We start from the raw sequence: 17,740 nt of genomic DNA, 5'->3' as shown, positions 1-17,740 counted from the left end.
TATGACTGCCGACAGCGCCGCCCGCATCATCACTCTCCCCGACCGCCCCGGACCCGTCGTCGCCGACACCGCCTATGTCGCCCCCGGCGCCGTGCTGGTGGGCAACGTCGTCCTGGCCGAGCATGCCAGCGTCTGGTACAACGCCGTGCTGCGCGCGGAGGCGGAGCCCATCCGCATCGGCCCCGGATCCAACCTGCAGGACAACGTCTCCTGCCACGTCGACCACGGGTTTCCGCTCATCCTCGGCCGGGACGTGTCCGTCGGCCACGGCGCCGTGCTGCACGGGTGCACGATCGAAGACGGTTCCCTGATCGGCATGTCGGCGACGGTCCTGAACGGTGCCGTCATCGGTTCCGGGTCGCTCGTCGCGGCCGGAGCCGTCGTGCTCGAGGGCTCCGTGATCCCGCCGCGCTCGCTGGTCGCCGGCGTCCCGGCGAAGGTGCGCCGGTCGTTGACGGATGAAGAGGTGGCCGGCCTCAGCCACAACGCGGAGGAGTATCTGCGTCACTCCGCGCTGCACGCATCCGTGGGCGCCGCACCCCAGGCCTGAGCTGCCCCGGCGGATCACAACTCGTTTGAGTCCGCCCGCCGGTCTCGCTGCGCGCACCGCGGTTCAGGGCTCAGGTTGTGGCTCGCGGCGCCCGCTGCAACATGCGCCGGCGCACACAGCGTGCGCCGCGACGGCATCCGTACCCGGGCTTGCCCGGATCGCGCGCCGGAGTGACCTGCGCCACCGGCGGCATCCGTACCGGGTCTCGCCGGATCGCGGGCCGGGTTGACTTGCGCCACCGGGCCAGCCGGGCGACCGGCGCCACACGGCGGCACCGCGACGACCGTCGAGAGCTACCGACGGAGCGAGAGTTCGGCGGCCTTGACCACGTTGCAGAGCAGCATGGCCCGGGTCATCGGTCCCACGCCCCGCGGGTTCGGGGAGAGGAAACCGGCCACCTCGGCGACGTCCGGGTGCACGTCCCCGGTCAGGGTGCCCTTGCCGGTGATCGGGTCGGTCACCCGGGTGATGCCCACGTCGAGCACGGCGGCGCCGGGCTTGACCCAGTCGGCCTGGATCAGGTGCGGAACACCGACCGCCGCCACGACGATGTCCGCGCGGCGCACCTCGCCGGGCAGGTCGACCGTGCGGGAGTGGGTGAGGGTGACCGTGGCGTCCAGGCCCTTGCGGGTGAAGAGCAGGCCGAGCGGACGCCCGACCGTGAGCCCGCGGCCCACCACGACGACGCGACGGCCGACGATCGGCACGTCGTAGCGGTGCAGCAGTTCGACGATGCCGGCCGGCGTGCAGGGCAGCGGTGAGTCCAGTTCGCCCTCGATGCCGAGTACCAGCCGGCCGAGGTTCGTCGGGTGCAGGCCGTCGGCATCCTTCGACGGGTCGATAAGTTCGAGCATGGCGTTGTCGTTGTGCCCGACCGGCAGCGGCAACTGGATGATGTACCCGGTCACCTCCCGGGCGGAGTTGAGGTCGGCGATGGCCGCGCGCACGTCGGCGGTGCTGGCGGAGGCCGGCAGGTCGACGCGGATCGATTCGATGCCGACCTCGGCGCAGTCGCGGTGCTTGCCCGCGACATACGAGCGCGACCCTGGGTCGTCGCCGACCAGCAGCGTACCGAGCCCCGGCACGACGCCGTGCGCCCGCAGCTCGCTGATGCGGCCGATGAGTTCGGACTTGACCGCGGAGGCGGTCTTGACTCCGTCGAGGGTGATTGCCGTCATTGTGGATCCATTCGATTCAGTCGATCGTTCTCAGATGCGGGTTCCGGCCGGCTGCTGCGGTTCCGGAGTGCTGCCGGTTCCGGACCGCGCGTGTGCGAATTCGACGGAGATTTTGACCGACACGCCGGTGACGGATGCCGTCAGCGTGTTTTTAAGGCGAAATCTCCGTCGAATTCGTTGGGGCCGGGCTTCCGGGGCCGAAGCCGAAGCTGGAGCCGAGCCGGGGCCGGGACAGCCCGGGGCGGGACAGCGCGGGACGTGGCGGGTGAGGCGCGACGGGCGCCGCGCCCGCGGGGCGGGCTACTGCTGCAGGCCGGGGTAGAGCGGGAAGGCGTCGGTGAGCACCTTGACCCGGGCGCGGAGGCCCTGGATGTCGGCGTCCGGCTTGAGCGCCTCCGCGATGACATCGGCGACGACCGTGAACTCCTCGTCGCCGAAGCCGCGGGTGGCCAGGGCGGGCGTGCCGATCCGCAGGCCGCTGGTGACCATCGGCGGGCGCGGGTCGAATGGAACCGAGTTGCGGTTGACCGTGATGCCCACGGCGTGCAGGGCGTCCTCGGCCTGCTGGCCGTTGATGGGCGAGTTGCGGAGGTCGGCGAGCACGAGGTGCACGTCGGTGCCGCCGGTGAGCACGTCCACGCCGCCGGCGCGGGAGTCGTCGGCCATCAGACGGTCGGCCAGGATGCTGGCGCCGCGGAGGGTGCGTTCCTGGCGTTCCTTGAACTCCGGCTCGGCCGCGAGCTTGAACGCGGTCGCCTTGGCGGCGATGACGTGCATCAGCGGCCCGCCCTGCTGGCCCGGGAACACGTTCGAGTTGAGCTTCTTCGCCAGCGCCATGTCGCGGGAGAGGATCAGGCCGGAGCGGGGGCCGGCCAGGGTCTTGTGCACGGTGGTCGAGACGACGTCCGCGTACGGGATCGGGGACGGGTGCAGCCCGGCGGCGACGAGGCCGGCGAAGTGCGCCATGTCGACCCAGAGCATCGCGCCGACCTCGTCGGCGATGCTGCGGAAGGCCGCGAAGTCGAGGTGGCGCGGGTAGGCCGACCAGCCGGCGATGATGACCTTGGGCTTGTGCTCGAGGGCCTTCTCGCGGACGACGTCCATGTCGACCAGGAAGGTGGTCGGGTCGACGCCGTAGGCGACCGGGTTGTAGAGCTTGCCGGAGAAGTTGAGTTTCATCCCGTGGGTGAGGTGACCGCCGTGGGCCAGTTCCAGGCCCAGGATGGTGTCGCCGGGCGTCGCGATGGCGGAGAGCACGGCGGCGTTCGCGGTGGCGCCGGAGTGGGGCTGCACGTTGGCGTACTCGGCGCCGAAGAGCGACTTGGCCCGGTCGATGGCGAGCTGCTCGGCGACGTCGACGTACTCGCAGCCGCCGTAGTAGCGGCGCCCCGGGTAGCCCTCGGCGTACTTGTTCGTGAGCACCGACCCCTGCGACTGCAGCACCGCGCGGGGAACGAAGTTCTCGCTCGCGATCATCTCGAGGTAGTCGCGCTGACGCCCGAGCTCCTGCTCGAGGACGGCGGCGATCTCCGGGTCGACGACCGAGAGCGGCTCGTTGAACGTGGATCGAAGGACGTTGGACTGCACAGAATCGGGCACGGGGTCTCCTTAGACGTCTTGAGTGAACGACGTGATGAAAAATTCGTCGTAGCCCAGGCGTGCGGCCACTAACCGTGTCAGTCGCTCCCCGATGGTGACCCATCTTTCGTGCTACGCCAGTTGCGACAGGCTCGATCTTAGCAGGCGCCCTCGGGTCTCAGCCGGTGCGCTTTCCCAGCTCGTCGACGATGAGCAGGTCGGTGCGGAGGTGCTCGCTGTCGTGCCCGGCCCGGGCCACCAGGTGCGCCGCCATCGGGGCGGTGAGCGCCTGGAAGACGACGATGGCGACCACCAGGGTCACGGTCCCGAGCGAGAAATTGTTAACCGCGACATCCGTCGTCACCGCGATCAGGCCGAAGATCTGTGGTTTCGTGGCCGCGTGCAGGCGGGTCAGCACGTCGGGGAAACGGATCAGGCCGACCCCGGCCGCGAAGCACATCACCGCCCCGGCCAGCACCAGCACGGCCGTCACCACATCATTGGCCACCTGGTTCACGAGCGCTCCCGAACCGACAGGAACCGGGCGACGCTGAGGGAGCCGAGCACCGCGAACAGGGCCAGGACGAGCAGCACCGGCAGGGTGTCGACGTGCCGGTTGAGGGCCATCTCCGCGCCCAGGGCGCAGATGACCGTGGCCACGAGCACGTCCGAGGCGATCACCCGGTCGAGCACGGACGGTCCGCGGATGATGCGGTACAGGGCCAACAGTCCGCCGGCTCCGAAGAGGACTCCGGCCACAATCGCGACGATTGCCATCACTCGTCTCCTGTCTTCTCGGTGGACGTCTCGGTGGAGCTCTCGGGTGACTCCTCGGGTGACTTCTGGGGTGACTTCTCGGTGGCGGCGGCGCACACCCGCAGCCGTTCCAGGTCTTCTCTCGACCCGAACGCGAGCACGATTCGCCGTTCGGTCTCGAACACGCTCGCCCGGAACCGTTCGATCTGCTCCGGCGTGCGCATGCTCAGCACGTGCAGGTAGAGCGTGGAGGTGACCCGGTCGATGTCCACGACGAGGGAGCCGGGCACGATCGACGTGGCGACCGCGGTCCAGGTCAGGATCAGGTCACTGCGGGTGTGCAGCGGCACGGCGAGGATGGCATTGCTGGCGCGGTAGCGCGGCGACACGGCCGCGGCGGCCACCTGCACCGACGCCGACACGATGTCCACCAGCAACCGCAGGAAGAAGAGCACCGTTCGCCACGGATTCAGGCGCCCGCTCAACTGCACCGCCGGCAGGTAGAACACGACGGAGACCAGCGCCGCCACCAGCACCCCGGTGACCAGACCCCTCCAGTCGAAGCTGCCCCAGAGCAGCATCCAGAGCAGCACCAGCCCGCCGCCCAGGGTGAGCCGGCTGACGTATCCGTTCAGGCGTTCGGAGCGCGTGGTCACGGCGCTCCGTCCGGGAACACCGCGTCGATGTACGCGGCCGGTTCCTCGATCTCGGCGGCGGCCCGGGCGGCAAACGCGAAGACCGGTCCGGCGAAGACCGTGAGGCTGAGCGTCAGCGCGAGCAGGGCCGTCGTCGCCCCGATCATCAGCGGCGAAATGGTCTTGGTGATGACGGTTCCCTCATCGTGCGGGTCGTCCGTGAGCCGGTCGAGCATGGGCGACTCGTAGTCCTCGATCTCCCGGCGCGGGCGCCAGAAGGCCATGTTCCAGGCCCGGGTGAGGGCGTACAGGGTGAGCAGGGACGTCGCGGCGCCTGCGGCGATCACGATGAAGGGGAGCGGGCCGCCCAGTTCGGCCCCGGCCTGGAAGAGCGCCACCTTGCCGAGGAAGCCGGAGAACGGCGGGATTCCGCCGAGGTTGAGCGCGCCGACGAAGAAGAGGCCGGCCACCAGGGGCGCCGTCTTGAGCATCCCGCCCAGTCTGGCCAGCGAGGTGGTGCCGCCGACGCGTTCGATCAGCCCGGCGCAGAGAAAGAGGGTCGTCTGCACCGTGATGTGGTGCACCACGTAGAAGATGGTGGCGGCGATGGCCTGGGGGGTGCCCAGGGCGATGCCGAAGATCATGTATCCGATGTGGCTGACCAGGGTGAAGGAGAGCAGCCGCTTGATATCGGCCTGCGCGAGCGCGCCGAGGATGCCGATCAGCATGGTGAGCAGGGCCAGGACCAGGAGCGGCACCGACAGCGGGTTCTCCGGGAACAGAAGGGTCTGGGTGCGCAGGATGGCGTACACGCCCACCTTGGTAAGCAGCCCGGCGAACACCGCGGTGACCGGCGCGGGGGCGGTCGGGTAGGAGTCCGGCAGCCAGAACGACAGCGGGAACACGGCGGCCTTGACGCTGAAGCCCAACAGCAGCATCAGCCCCAGCACGAGCTGCACATCGGGGGCGAGCTGGGGCACGCGCTCGGCCAGCAGGGCCAGGGTCACCGTACCGGTCGCCCCGTAGAGCAGCGCGATCGCGCTGAAGAAGAGCACGGACGAGACCAGGCTGACGACGATGTAGGTGACGCCGGCACGGATGCGCGCACCGGTTCCGCCGAGGGTGAGCAGCACGTAGCTGGCCGAGAGCAGCATCTCGAATCCGACGTACAGGTTGAACAGGTCCCCCGCGATGAACGCGTTGAACAGCCCGGCCGCCAGCACCAGGTAGGTGGGGTGGAAGATCGACACCGGGGTTTCCCGGTCGCCGTCGAGGATGCCCTGGCCGACGGCGAACAGGAGCACGCCCAGCAGCATCAGCGCGGAGACGAGCAGCATCAGGGCCGCCAACCGGTCGACCACCAGCACGATCCCCCACGGGGCCTGCCAGCCGCCGACGTGCACGACCACCGTGCCGCCCCGGTCGACGAGCACGAGGAGCACGGCACTGATAACCACGACGGCCGCCAGCACGAGCACGCTGATGCCGATCTGGCGTCCCGGCCGCCGGCCGAGGGCCAGCGCGATCGCCGAACCGAGCAACGGGAGGGCCACGACCAGGGGCGCGAGGATGCCCGCCGGGTTCACCGTGCACCCCCGTCCGGGCGCGCGGCGCGGCCGGACGTGTTCGCGGCGTCTCGAGCGCCGACGTTCGCACCGCCATCCTCGTCATCGTGCTCGTCGTCGTCGTCGTGCTCGCCATCCTCGTCGAGCGAGGCTTCCACGGCCGCGTCGTCGTCGCTGGAGGACCGGAAGTCCCGCTCGTTCTGGCCCGGAGCTTCGGTGGCGTGCTCGTCGGTGAGGTTGTCGCCCTCGTCGCCGAGCTGCGCCAGCCACCAGGAGCGGTAGATGAGCGCCAGCAGGAGCGCCGTGATGCCGAAGTTGATGACGATCGCGGTCAGCATCAGCACCTGCGGCATCGGGTCGACCATGCTCAGGTCCCGGGCGGTGCCGGTGATGATCGGGGAGCTGCCCGGGCGGCCGCTCATGATGAAGATCAGCAGGTTCGTGGCGTTGCCGACCAGCACGAAACCGATCAGCACCCGGGTCAGGCTCCGCTCGAGCATGATGTAGACGCCGGCCGCGTACATCACGGCCATGACGATGACGAGGGTCAGGGACGCGCTCACGGCAGCACCTCGGTTCGGGCCAGGGCCTCGGGCTCGGCACCGCTGGGCTCGCCGCCGCTCGGCGTCTCCTGCTCGGGCGTCGGGGCAGTGCCGGCGTCGCTCTGCCGGTCGATCTCACTGCCGAGGCTGCGCAGGATGTCCAGCACCAGGCCGATCACGACCAGGTACACTCCGATGTCGAAGATGGTGGAGGTGCCGAACGAGAGGGCCCCGAGCACCGGGACCTCCGCGCTGAAATACGCCGACTCGAGCGGGATCCCGGTGAAAAAGAGCGACCCGACCGCCGAACCGACCGCCAGGATGACGCCGAGCCCGAGGATCTTGCCGGGGTCCACCGGCACGGCCTCGCCCAGTTCGTAGCGGCCGCCGGCCAGGTACCGGGCCACGAGGGCCAGGCCCGCCAGCAGTCCGCCGGCGAATCCGCCGCCGGGGGCGTTGTGGCCGGCGAAGAGCAGGAAGACGGAGACGACGATCGCCGGGTGGAAGAGCAGCCGCACGAGCACCTCGACCAGGATGGACCGGTCCGGTGCGGGGATGGTGCGCCCGGCCAGCAGCCAGGACTGGCGGGTGACCGCGTGCCCGGCGGAGGACGCGTGCGGGTCGGCGACCACGCGGCGGCGGTTCCGCGGCGACCGCTGGGTGCGGGAACCCTTCAGTCGCGGCACGACCTCGTTGCGTCCGGACACGAAGAGCAGGCTGGCCACCCCGGTCGCGACGACGATCAGGACGGAGATCTCGCCCATGGTGTCCCAGGCCCGGATGTCGACGAGCACGACGTTGACGATGTTGGTGCCGTGCGCCTCCTGGGTCAGGCGCGGCAGTTCGGCGGAGATGCTCACCGCCTGCCGTGCGCCGAGGGCGATCACGCCGATGGTTCCCATCACGGCGCCGACCAGCACGCCGATCAGGGCGCGGCGGCGGCGGTGTATCGGCCGGTTGTGCTGCATGATCCCGGTGGGCAGGCGGCGCAGCACGAGCACGAACACGACCAGCGTCATCGTTTCGACCAGCGCCTGGGTGAGGGCGAGGTCGGGTGCGCCGTGGAGGGCGAACAACGCCACGAGGCCGTAACCGGTGACGCCCGCGAGCAGCACCGACGTCATCCGCTGGCCGACCCGTGCGGCCGCGACCGCCGCGATGCCCATGATCAGGGCGATCACGACCTGGGCCGGGTAGTCCCAGGGCACCAGGGCGTCGGGCCAGGTGCGGTTGACCAGCGCCGCGAAGCCGAGGGCGAGCACGAATACCACGAGGATGGTGGAGAGGTACTGCGGCAGGCCACCGCGCTGGGCGAAGTGGGTGAGGCGGGCCGCGGCCCGGTCGATGCCGCGCACGGTCACGCCGTAGCCGTGGCCGGCGTCGACCCAGGCGGGGACGGTGGCCTGCAGGAGCGCGACCCGGCGGCGCGCTGCGAACATCAGCGCGCCGAGGAGGACCAGGACCAGGCTGATCAGCAGCGCCGGCTCGAGGCCGTGCCAGAGCGCGAGGTGGTAGTCGCCGCCGCCGCCGACCGTGTCGGCGTAGGGGGCCAGCAACGGGTCGATCCCGGCGCTCAGCGGGCCGAGCAGCACGGTGCCGGCGGTGAGGACGACGGGGGCCAGCAGCACGCCCCACCGGTCCGGGTGCAGCGCGGTGGGAGCCATCGTCGGCCGGGTGCCGAACGCACCCCAAATGAAACGGATGCTGTAAGCGACCGTCAGCACCGAGCCGATGCCCGTGCCCACCAGGGCGATCCAACCCCAGCCGTCGCCGGCCCGCCCGGCCTCCAGGAGCGCGGTGAATACGGCCTCCTTGGCGACGAATCCGAACAGGGGCGGCAGTCCGGCCATCGAACCGGCGGCGAGCACGGCGATAAACAGGAGCGCGGGCTGGCTGCGGCCGAGGCCGGACAGCCGGCGCAGGTCGCGGGTGCCGGCCCGGTGGTCGATGATGCCGACGACGAGGAACAGCGTGGCCTTGTAGAGCGCGTGGGCGAGCAGCAGCGCCGCCCCGGCGAGCGCAGCGTCCCGGGTTCCGAATCCGACCGAGACCATCAGGAACCCGAGCTGGCTGACGGTCCCGTAGGCCAGCAGCAGCTTGAGGTCGTGCTGCCGGAGCGAGCGCCACGCTCCGACGAGCATCGTCCAGACGCCGATGGTCACCAGCACCGGCATCCAGGCGTCGGTGTCGGCATAGCCGGGGGCGAGCCGGGCGACCAGGTAGATGCCGGCCTTGACCATGGCTGCCGCGTGCAGGTAGGCGCTGACCGGGGTCGGGGCGGCCATTGCCGCGGGCAGCCAGAAGTGGAAGGGGATCAGCGCCGACTTGGACAGCGCGCCGACGAGGATCAGCAGGATCGCCCAGGTCGCGGCGGGCCCGGAGACCGGGTCGGCGACGATCACGGCCAGGGAGGTCGTTCCCGCCGCCACGGAGAGCATGATGACGCCCACCAGCATGGCGAGCCCGCCGAACGTGGTCACCAGGAGAGCCTGCAGAGCGGCGCCGCGGCTCGCCCGGCGGCTCGTGTAGTGCCCGATCAGCAGGTACGAGAGCACACTGGTGATCTCCCAGAAAATGAACATCACCACGATGTCGTCGGCGGTCACCAGCCCGTACATCGTGCCGGCGAAGGCCAGCAGGAGGGCCGCGAACCGGCCGAGGGACAGCTCGTCGGCGGCGAAGTAGCGGGCGCAGTAGAGCAGGACCAGCGCGCCGACCCCGGTCACGACCAGCGCCAGCAGCCAGGCCAGGGTGTCGACGCGGAAGGAGAGGGAGATACCCAGCGTCGGGATCCACGGGATGCTCTCGGTCACCGCGTCTCCCGCGGTCACGGTGGCGGTCTGGCCGAGGGTGTAGGCGAAAGCGGCCGCCGGCAGCAGGGCGATCAGGTAGAAGGCCCGCACCGACAGGAGGCGCGTCAGCAGCGGGGTGAAGGCGGAGACGACACAAAAAGCCAGCAGGATTGTCGCCATGCGGCCTCCCGGCTCTCTCTCTGAGTGTCGAACTCCAGTCTAACCGAGAGGCTCCTGACCGCATCCCGGCACGCGCGGCACACACCCCGTGCGGGAGGCCGATAGTGTTGAGGAAAACCCGATTATCGGAAGAGCCCCATGACGCGTGCAAATCAGGGGCCAGAAGTGCCCCTCAAACATGAACACCACGAGTACCACGGTCGTGGCACGGAGACCCCCCTCGAGCACATCGCGGACGCCGTCAACGTGCACGAGGACGAGGGGCTGCATAAGGGCCTCAAGGCCCGGCAGGTGCAGATGATCGCGATCGGCGGGGCCATCGGCACCGGGCTGTTCCTCGGCGCGGGCGGCCGTCTCGCCACCGCGGGCCCGTCCCTGGTGTTCGTGTACGCGATCTGCGGATTCTTTGCGTTCCTGATCCTGCGCGCTCTCGGCGAGCTGGTGCTGCACCGCCCGTCGTCGGGCTCCTTCGTCTCCTACGCCCGTGAGTTCTTCGGCGAGAAGACGGCCTTCGTCACCGGCTGGCTGTACTGGCTCAACTGGGTGATGACCGCGATCGTCGACGTCACCGCCGTGGCGCTCTACATGAACTTCTTCGCCCGGTACTGGGCGCCGTTCGGAGACGTGCCGCAGTGGCTCTACGCGCTCTTCGCCCTCGCGGTCGTGCTCTGCCTGAACCTGCTCTCGGTGAGCGTGTTCGGCGAACTGGAGTTCTGGTTCGCACTTATCAAGGTGCTCGCCATCGTCGCGTTCCTGCTGGTGGGAACGTGGATGGTCATCTTCGGCACGCCGATTCCCGGGCAGGAGGCCGGTTTCAGCCTCATCGCCGACAACGGGGGCTGGCTGCCGAACGGGGTGATCGCATCCGTGCTGGTCGTTCAGGGCGTCGTGTTCGCCTACGCGTCGATCGAGCTGGTCGGCACGACCGCCGGGGAAACGAAGAACCCGGAGAAGGTGATGCCCAAGGCCATCAACACGGTCATCGTGCGGATCGCCGTGTTCTACGTCGGCTCGATCCTGCTGTTGTCGCTGCTGCTGCCGTACACCGCGTACCAGGCCGGCGAGAGCCCGTTCGTGACATTCTTCGGCACGATCGGCATCGACGGCGTCGACGTGATCATGAACCTGGTGGTGCTCACGGCGGCCCTCTCCTCCCTCAACGCGGGCCTCTACTCGACCGGACGCATCCTGCGCTCGATGTCCCTTGCGGGCTCGGCGCCGCGATTCGCCGGCAAGGTGAGCCGCACGGGCGTGCCGTTCGGCGGCATCCTGCTCACCGGCGCGGTCACGCTGCTCGGCGTCGGCCTGAACGCGGTCGTCCCCGACGCCGCCTTCGAGATCGTGCTGAACATGGCGGCCATCGGCATCATCAGCGCCTGGGGCATGATCGTGCTCTGCCAGCTGCGCCTGCACGCCTGGTCGAAGCTGGGCATCCTCGAGCGGCCGGCATTCCGGATGTTCGGGGCCCCCTACACGGGCTACGCCAGCCTGGCCTTCCTCGTCGCGGTACTCGTGCTGATGGCCTTCGACTGGCCGGTCGGCACGCTCACGATCAGCTCGCTCGTGATCATCATCCCGCTGCTGATCGTCGGCTGGTACGCCTCGCGCGGGCGCATCCTCGAGATCGCGGCCGCCCGGGAGGGCTTCACCGGCCAGGTGCCGATCATCCCCAACCGCCCGCTCGCCGACCAGATGCGCGGCACGGACCCGACGGATGCGGGCCGGAAGGGCTAGCGGAGGGCGCCGGGGCCGGTTACCGGCCGGCGCCGGTCAGGTCACGCCCGGGTCAGGTCACGCTCAGGCCAGGTCACGCTCTGGCCAGCACCTCGTCGACGACGGCGGCCAGACCGGCTGCCGCCTGCGGGAGGTCGCTCTCGGACCGGGCCCCGGTCTCCGCCTCCACGGAGAGGGAACCGTTCCGGGCGCCGACCAGGACCGACCATTCGTCGCCGACGCGATACGCGACGGCGTAGGAGGCCTCACCGTTGGTCGTCACCTCGAGTTGCAACAGGTCCCAGGTGCGTGTCACGGCGCCGGGCCGGGTGCCCTGAACCGACGTGCAGTCCTGGAAGAGGGCCGCCTTGGCGTCGAAGGGATACGGCGGGGCGGCGGCCGGCGGCAGGCTTGTCACCCGCACTCTGATCCCGTCCAGCTTCTCCTCCCCCTGGATATCACCGTCGGCCGTGGACGCTCCGGCCTGCGAGCCCGTGTAGGCCACCTCGTCGTAGAGCACGCCTCCGATGAAGGCATCACAGCCGTGTCCCCCGGCCGGATCGTCGATCCTCCGGCCACGTCGATGGCTTTCCCGGTGGGGCCGGTGACCCCGTCCAGGAGGCCGGCCAGCTGCTCGGGCGTGAAGGCGTTGCTCGGTGGTGCGGGCACCGACGGCGCTCCGTCCCGCACCACGGCGACGATTCGCGTGGCCAGCTCGGCCAGGTCGGCGGCCGTGGCGTCGGCGTCGGCCGTCGCCACCATGCGACCCATTCCGATGGACACCGTTCCGGCCAGCGCCTGCAGGCTGACGGTGACGTCTCCCGGTTTCAGGCCGCCGGTCACCACGGTGGCGAACGTCCGATCGCCGACCGCGGGCACCTTCACGAAGCGTGCGTCCTGAGGGGTCTCGGTGCCTGATTGCGTGAGCGTGAAGGTCGAACAGGCGGAGGCCTGGTCATCCGTGCAGGCGAAGTTCGCGTTCGTCAGCTCGCCGGTCGGGGCGCTCTTCAGCAGGATCATGGTGGTGTCGGTGCCGAACGGGGTGCTGGCGGGCAACGCACCCGCCGCGAATTGCATTTTCAGCGTTTCGGGCCGGGTCAGCATGCTCTCGGGCTGGAATGCGGCACAGGCCGCGGGCTCGGCGGCGGGTCGTGGCGGAAGGTCGGCGCCGTCCTTGAAGGCGATTCTCACGCTGCCGGCGTCGCTGTAGGGGATGACGGTGTTGCCGGCGCCGTCAGCGAGCGTGGCGAGCAACGCCGTCAGCTGCGCGTCGGTGAACACCGTGCCGACGGACCCGCCGGGGTCTACCGACGGCTGCGCTGTCCCGCCGGGACCGGCCGGGGGCGCCGTTGTTCCGCCGGCGCACCCGGCCAGCAGGAGCGCGGCCAGCGCTGCGACGCACACGAGACGGGGGCCCGGCGTTCGGCGCGGTCGGGTGCCCGGTCGAGGCCGAGCGTCCATCGGGGGGCCTCCTCCAGCTCGGTGCCCTCACCCTAGGCTTCCGCCCGCACTCCGGATAGGTCAGACGGCGCGGCGGCAGGTGACCGCGTGACTGACGATGACGAGCACGAACGCCAGCGACAGGATGCCGATGTAGGCCAACGGCACGGCGGGCATGCCCACGGTGTTCAGCAGCGCGGCGCCCAGCAGTGCGCCGCCGCCGATGCCGGCGTTGAACGCGGTGGTGTAGATGGCGCTCGCGGTGTCACGGATGCGCCGCGAGGCTGTGCGCAGCAGTCGCGTCTGCAGCAGCGGCGGCAGCGTGCCGAAGGCCAGCCCCCACAGCACGAAGGCGCCGATGGCCACCGGCAGCGTCGACGCGAACAGGGCGAGGACGCTGACGCTGATCGCGGAGACGGCGATGCCGATCACCAGTCCCAGCTGGGGCCGAGGGCCGAACACGGTGCCGGAGAGGACCAGCCCGACCGCGCCGGCGATGCCGTACGCGAACAGGAGCGGCGCGACGGCCGCGCCGTCCACGCCCATCCCGTCGATCAGGAACGGGGCGATGTAGGTATAGAAGGTGTAGTGCCCGACCATCGTCAGGGCCGTGATCGAGCAGAGCAGGATCACGGCTGGCATCGTCGGGTCGCGGCGCGGTTCGGCGGCCGTTTCGAGGGCGGGCACGGCGGCGGGTTCCGCCGCGGCGAGCGCGGCCGCCTCGGCAGCCTCGGTCGCCTCGGTCGCCTCGGCATCCGTGCGCCGGGCACCGTAGTGCGAGACGTGCGGCAGGAAACGCCACACGACGACGGCGCCGAGGAGCATCAGCACGGCGAGCGCGATGAACGACAGCCGCCAGCCCAGGAGGTGCCCGGCCGCCGTGGCCAGCGGAACGCCGAGCACGAACGCGAGGGTGCCGCCGGACACCGTGATCGCCACGGCCCGGCCGATCTGCTCCCGCGGCACGAGATGCGCCGCATAGGCGCCGACGACGGCCCAGAACAGGCCGTGGGCCATGCCGCCGAGGATGCGGCCGCCCACCATGAACGCGTAGTTGGGGGCGACCGCGGTGAGCACATTACTGACGGCGAGCACGACCAGCACGAGCACGATCAGGCCGTGCCGCGGCAGCCGGCGGGTCAGATGCGCCAGGGAGGTGCTCGTGAGCACCACGGTGAACGCGAACCAGGAGACCAGCAGCCCCACCTGGGCCTCGCTGACGCCGAGGGACCGGCTCATGTCCGGCAGCAGGCCGGTCGGCAGCATCTCGGAGGTCACCGACAGGAAAACGGCGGCCGCGAGGGCGATCAGCCCGACCCAGGGGAAGGGGCCGGGAGTTGACCCCGGGCGGCCCTGCCCGTCGCCGAGCGGGGGCAGGGTGATGGGCGCGGTGAATGACATGGTGGCTGTGGCTCACAGACGAGAACAGTGGCGCCCGCCGCTCTCGCGTCGCGGGGCCGGTCCGGATCGGCTGCGCGCCGACGTGCGCGCCCGGGGCCGGCATGCTGCGCCGACCACGTCCCAGCCTAGCCGACGGGTGGCCGGCGCGGCCAGAGAGGCCGGTAACCTAGTCGGATGACTTCTTCTCTGTCGCCGAACCCGCGCCACCACTGGGTGATCACCCTCGTCTGCGTCGACCAGCCGGGCATCGTGCACGCGGTCAGCGGTGCCATCGTGCGCGCCAGGGGCAACATCACCGAGAGCCAGCAGTTCGCCAGTGCCGACACCGGCCGGTTCTTCATGCGCCTGCAGGTGGAGTCCCCCGCCCCGCGCGAGGAGCTCGAGCAGGAGCTCGCCCCCGTCGTCGCCCACTTCAGGATGAATTCCGCCATCGACGTGGTGGGGCGCCCGGTGCGCACCCTCGTGCTCGCGTCGACGGCGGGCAACTGCGTGAACGACATGCTGTTCCGCCAGCGCGGCGGGCAGCTCCCGATCGAGGTCCCCCTGGTGCTCAGCAACCACGGCACGCTGCGCGACCTGGTCGGGTTCTACGGGGTGCCGTTCGAGTCCCGACCGGTGACGGATGCCGCGAGCAAGGCGGCCTTCGAGGCGCGCGTGATCGAGGCACTCGACGAGCACGACATCGAGCTGGTCGTGCTCGCCCGGTACATGCAGATCCTCTCCCCCGAGCTCTGCACGCTGCTCGAGGGCCGCGCCATCAACATCCACCACTCATTCCTGCCCGGGTTCAAGGGTGCCAACCCCTACAAGCAGGCCCACGCCCGCGGCGTGAAGCTGATCGGGGCCACCGCCCACTTCGTCACCGGCGACCTCGACGAGGGCCCGATCATCGAGCAGAACGTCGTGCGCGTGGACCATTCCCGCACGCCGGCCGAACTCGTCGCCATCGGGCAGGACGAGGAGAGCCGCACCCTGACCCAGGCGGTCACCTGGTTCGCCGAGCACCGGGTTCTGCTCGACGGTGCCCGCACCATCATCTTCAAGTAGCCGCCCGCCTGCTCGGTAAGATGGGGCAAGTGACCGATACGAGCGTGAAGACCAGCCCCAACGACATCCTGCGATTCCTGCTCGAACTGTTCGCGTTCATCAGCCTCGGCATCTGGGGTTTCGCGGCGTGGCCGCTGCCGTGGCCCGGCGTCGTGGTCGGCATCGTCGCCCCGGCCTTCGCGATCCTGCTCTGGGCTCTGTTCCGCTCCCCCAAGGCCGTGTTCAAGCTCGACCCGTTCGGCAAGGCCGTGGTCGAGATCTGCGTCTTCGGAGCAGCAGCTCTGGCCTGGTGGGACCTCGGCCTCCCGCTGGTCGGTGTGATCTTCGCCGTCGTCGCCACGCTCAGCGGCGTTCTCTCCGGCCGCGCGGAACTGCGCTAACCGCCTCCGCACGGCCCGGGACCATTGGCCCTTCCGGCGACTGGCCGTTCGGAGCAGGCTCGGCGCATGAACGAGCTCGCCCCGGTTCGCCTGACCCTGCTCAGGAAGCAGTTCGGCGAGGGCGTCGCTCTCGACGGCATCAGCCTCACCCTGGAGCCCGGTGAGGTCTTCGGCTACCTCGGACCCAACGGCGCGGGCAAGACGACCACGATCCGCCTGCTGCTGGGGATGCTCCGTCCGACCTCCGGCCAGGCGCAGGTCTTCGGCCTGGACTCGTGGCGGCAACCGGTCGAGGTGCACCGCCTGGTCGGGTACGTTCCCGGTGAATCGGCGCTCTACGGCCGGCTCACCGGCCGGCAGCACATCGCCTTCTTCGATCACCTGCGCGGCCGCGATGACCGGGCCGAGGCCACCGCTCTGGCCGCCCGCTTCGACGTCGACCTCGGCCGCCCGGCGCGGACGCTGTCCCGCGGTAACCGGCAGAAACTCGCGATCGTGCTGGCGGTCATGTCCGCGCCCCGGCTGCTGATCCTCGACGAACCCACCAGCGGTCTCGACCCGCTCGTGCAGCAGGAGTTCCACGCCCTGCTCGGCGAGTACACCGGGGACGGCGGCACCGTGCTGTTCTCGTCTCACGTGCTCGGGGAGGTGCAGCGGGTCGCCGACCGGATCGGCGTCATCCGTCGCGGCCGGCTGATCGCCGTCGAGCGGCTCCAGGAGCTCCGCGCCCGGTCGCTGCACCGGATTCGGGCGAGTTTCCTGGAGGAGGTGTCGGCCGAGGATTTCGCCGGGATCCGGGGCGTGCAGGACCTCTCGATCGGCGACCGGAGCCTTCGCTGCAGCGCGCCGCAGTACGCCCTCGATGCGCTGCTGAAACAGGTGTCCCGCCGGTCGGTGATCGATTTTGAATGCGCCGAAACCGACCTCGAGGAGACGTTCCTCGGCTATTACGGGCCGGGCGACACCGGCTCCGACACCGTCACCGAAACACACGGCGGTGAGACCGATGCTGGCTAGCCTGTTCACGAAGACCCTGTACGACCAGCGCCGAGGTCTGCTCGGCTGGTCGGTCTCTCTGGTGCTCCTGGTCGGCATGTATGTGGTCCTGTGGCCGAGCCTGCGCGACCAGCCGTCGATGAGCGATTTCCTGAAGCAGATGCCCGAGGCCTTCCGCTACCTGTTCGCCGCGACCGGCGCGGACATGTCGACCCCGGTCGGCTACGTGCAGGTCGAACTCCTGTCGTTCATGGGCCCGATCGCCGTGCTCGTCTACGCGATCGGCGTGGGTGTGGCCGTGATCGGCGGCGAGGAGGACCACCACACCATGGACCTCCTGCTGGCCAACCCGGTCGGCCGCACCCGGGTCGTCCTGGAGAAGTTCACCGCGCTGGCGTTGGGCACGTTCCTGCTCGCGGCGGTGACCGGGGTTTCCCTCGTGGGCCTGGGGTCGTTCGCGGACATGAACCTCCCGGCCGGTGACGTGGCCGCCGCCATGCTGCACCTGGCGCTGCTCGGCGTAGTCTTCGGCGCCCTGGCCCTGACGCTGTCGGCCTCGACCGGCAGGACCGGGCTGAGCCGCGGCATCCCGGCCGTCGTCGCGGTGGTGGCCTATGTGGTGAACGCGCTGGCGCCCCTGGTCGACTGGCTCGATCCGTTCCAGAAGCTCTCGCCGTACTACCAGTACATTGGCCACGACCCGCTCCGGGAGGGCGTGGACGGCCCCAGCGTGCTCGTGGCCGTGGCCACCGTCGCCGTGCTCCTCGGGCTCGCCGTGCTCGGGTTCCGTCGGCGGGACATCGCGGCCTGACCGGCCCGCCCCGCCCGCCCGCCCGCCCCGAGCCTTACCCAGCGCTGCCCCACCGCACCCAGCCCTGCGCCGTCTTGCCCCGCCGAGCCCCGCCGAGCCCCGCCGAGCCGTGATTAAAGCTCCTCAAAATTCAAAAAAACGGGGCGGAACTCACGGTTCGGCGGGTCTCGCGCGGG

The 17,740-nt window shown here is 70.3% G+C and carries 17 protein-coding genes and 1 riboswitch; of the genes, 6 read left to right on the top strand and 11 right to left on the bottom strand.

What is annotated here, in order from left to right; all coding sequences use genetic code 11:
- Nucleotide 1 precedes the first annotated feature (1 nt).
- Entirely contained in the window at nucleotides 2-550 is a 549-nt protein-coding gene (locus E3O49_RS13625) for a gamma carbonic anhydrase family protein (protein ID WP_134434222.1), read from the top strand.
- 293 nt (nucleotides 551-843) lie between these two features.
- On the opposite strand, the gene E3O49_RS13620 is transcribed toward E3O49_RS13625, so the two are convergent.
- From E3O49_RS13620 to E3O49_RS13585, 8 genes are all read right to left on the bottom strand, one after another.
- Nucleotides 844-1,728: a bifunctional methylenetetrahydrofolate dehydrogenase/methenyltetrahydrofolate cyclohydrolase gene (locus E3O49_RS13620; RefSeq protein WP_134365734.1), complete on the bottom strand. Its 885-nt coding sequence runs from the start codon at nucleotides 1,726-1,728 to the stop codon at nucleotides 844-846.
- Nucleotides 1,729-2,028: 300 nt separating this feature from the next.
- Nucleotides 2,029-3,327: a serine hydroxymethyltransferase gene (gene glyA / locus E3O49_RS13615; protein WP_134365733.1), complete on the bottom strand. Its 1,299-nt coding sequence runs from the start codon at nucleotides 3,325-3,327 to the stop codon at nucleotides 2,029-2,031.
- Nucleotides 3,328-3,371: 44 nt separating this feature from the next.
- A riboswitch (ZMP/ZTP riboswitch) is annotated at nucleotides 3,372-3,461 on the bottom strand.
- 23 nt (nucleotides 3,462-3,484) lie between these two features.
- Entirely contained in the window at nucleotides 3,485-3,823 is a 339-nt protein-coding gene (gene mnhG, locus E3O49_RS13610) for a monovalent cation/H(+) antiporter subunit G (RefSeq protein ID WP_241981038.1), read from the bottom strand.
- Complete coding sequence (locus E3O49_RS13605; protein WP_134365732.1) at nucleotides 3,820-4,083, bottom strand: MrpF/PhaF family protein; 264 nt, start codon at nucleotides 4,081-4,083, stop codon at nucleotides 3,820-3,822. Before E3O49_RS13605 ends, mnhG begins: the two co-directional genes overlap by 4 nt.
- Entirely contained in the window at nucleotides 4,083-4,718 is a 636-nt protein-coding gene (locus E3O49_RS13600) for a Na+/H+ antiporter subunit E (protein ID WP_134451779.1), read from the bottom strand. Before E3O49_RS13600 ends, E3O49_RS13605 begins: the two co-directional genes overlap by 1 nt.
- On the bottom strand, nucleotides 4,715-6,283 hold the full coding sequence (locus E3O49_RS13595) for a Na+/H+ antiporter subunit D (protein WP_244285309.1): 1,569 nt from the start codon (nucleotides 6,281-6,283) through the stop codon (nucleotides 4,715-4,717). The genes E3O49_RS13600 and E3O49_RS13595 overlap by 4 nt, the downstream gene beginning before the upstream one ends.
- Complete coding sequence (locus E3O49_RS13590; protein ID WP_134365730.1) at nucleotides 6,280-6,825, bottom strand: sodium:proton antiporter; 546 nt, start codon at nucleotides 6,823-6,825, stop codon at nucleotides 6,280-6,282. The genes E3O49_RS13595 and E3O49_RS13590 overlap by 4 nt, the downstream gene beginning before the upstream one ends.
- A complete protein-coding gene (locus tag E3O49_RS13585; protein ID WP_134451777.1) occupies nucleotides 6,822-9,776 on the bottom strand; it encodes a Na+/H+ antiporter subunit A in 2,955 nt (984 codons plus the stop codon). The genes E3O49_RS13590 and E3O49_RS13585 overlap by 4 nt, the downstream gene beginning before the upstream one ends.
- Before the next feature lie 138 nt (nucleotides 9,777-9,914).
- Between E3O49_RS13585 and E3O49_RS13580 the strand changes: the two genes are divergently transcribed.
- Nucleotides 9,915-11,510 carry an amino acid permease gene (locus E3O49_RS13580; RefSeq protein WP_134365728.1) on the top strand — a complete coding sequence of 532 codons (1,596 nt, stop codon included), beginning with the start codon at nucleotides 9,915-9,917 and terminating at the stop codon, nucleotides 11,508-11,510.
- Between the two features lie 73 nt (nucleotides 11,511-11,583).
- On the opposite strand, the gene E3O49_RS13575 is transcribed toward E3O49_RS13580, so the two are convergent.
- From E3O49_RS13575 to E3O49_RS13565, 3 genes are read right to left on the bottom strand one after another with little or no spacing between them, the layout of a single operon-like run.
- A complete protein-coding gene (locus E3O49_RS13575; protein ID WP_134451776.1) occupies nucleotides 11,584-11,907 on the bottom strand; it encodes a hypothetical protein in 324 nt (107 codons plus the stop codon).
- Nucleotides 11,904-12,950, bottom strand: coding sequence for a hypothetical protein (locus E3O49_RS13570; protein WP_134451774.1), 1,047 nt, complete (start codon nucleotides 12,948-12,950; stop codon nucleotides 11,904-11,906). The genes E3O49_RS13575 and E3O49_RS13570 overlap by 4 nt, the downstream gene beginning before the upstream one ends.
- A gap of 60 nt (nucleotides 12,951-13,010) precedes the next feature.
- A complete protein-coding gene (locus E3O49_RS13565) occupies nucleotides 13,011-14,330 on the bottom strand; it encodes an MFS transporter (protein WP_134410460.1) in 1,320 nt (439 codons plus the stop codon).
- A 174-nt stretch (nucleotides 14,331-14,504) separates the two neighbouring features.
- Here E3O49_RS13565 and purU point away from each other — a divergent pair, with 174 nt between their 5' ends.
- The 4 genes from purU to E3O49_RS13545 all read left to right on the top strand — a co-directional run bounded on the left by purU (nucleotide 14,505) and on the right by E3O49_RS13545 (nucleotide 17,564).
- Complete coding sequence (gene purU, locus E3O49_RS13560; RefSeq protein WP_134365725.1) at nucleotides 14,505-15,377, top strand: formyltetrahydrofolate deformylase; 873 nt, start codon at nucleotides 14,505-14,507, stop codon at nucleotides 15,375-15,377.
- A gap of 29 nt (nucleotides 15,378-15,406) precedes the next feature.
- A complete protein-coding gene (locus tag E3O49_RS13555) occupies nucleotides 15,407-15,757 on the top strand; it encodes a YrdB family protein (RefSeq protein WP_244285308.1) in 351 nt (116 codons plus the stop codon).
- A 66-nt stretch (nucleotides 15,758-15,823) separates the two neighbouring features.
- A complete protein-coding gene (locus E3O49_RS13550; RefSeq protein ID WP_134434223.1) occupies nucleotides 15,824-16,774 on the top strand; it encodes an ABC transporter ATP-binding protein in 951 nt (316 codons plus the stop codon).
- Nucleotides 16,764-17,564, top strand: a complete 801-nt coding sequence (locus tag E3O49_RS13545) for an ABC transporter permease subunit (protein WP_134451770.1) — start codon at nucleotides 16,764-16,766, stop codon at nucleotides 17,562-17,564. The genes E3O49_RS13550 and E3O49_RS13545 overlap by 11 nt, the downstream gene beginning before the upstream one ends.
- Nucleotides 17,565-17,740: the final 176 nt, after the last annotated feature.

The sequence above is a fragment of the Cryobacterium shii genome (assembly GCF_004402595.1).
Lineage (GTDB): Bacteria > Actinomycetota > Actinomycetes > Actinomycetales > Microbacteriaceae > Cryobacterium > Cryobacterium shii.
This window is presented reverse-complemented; position numbering and strand designations above follow the sequence as displayed.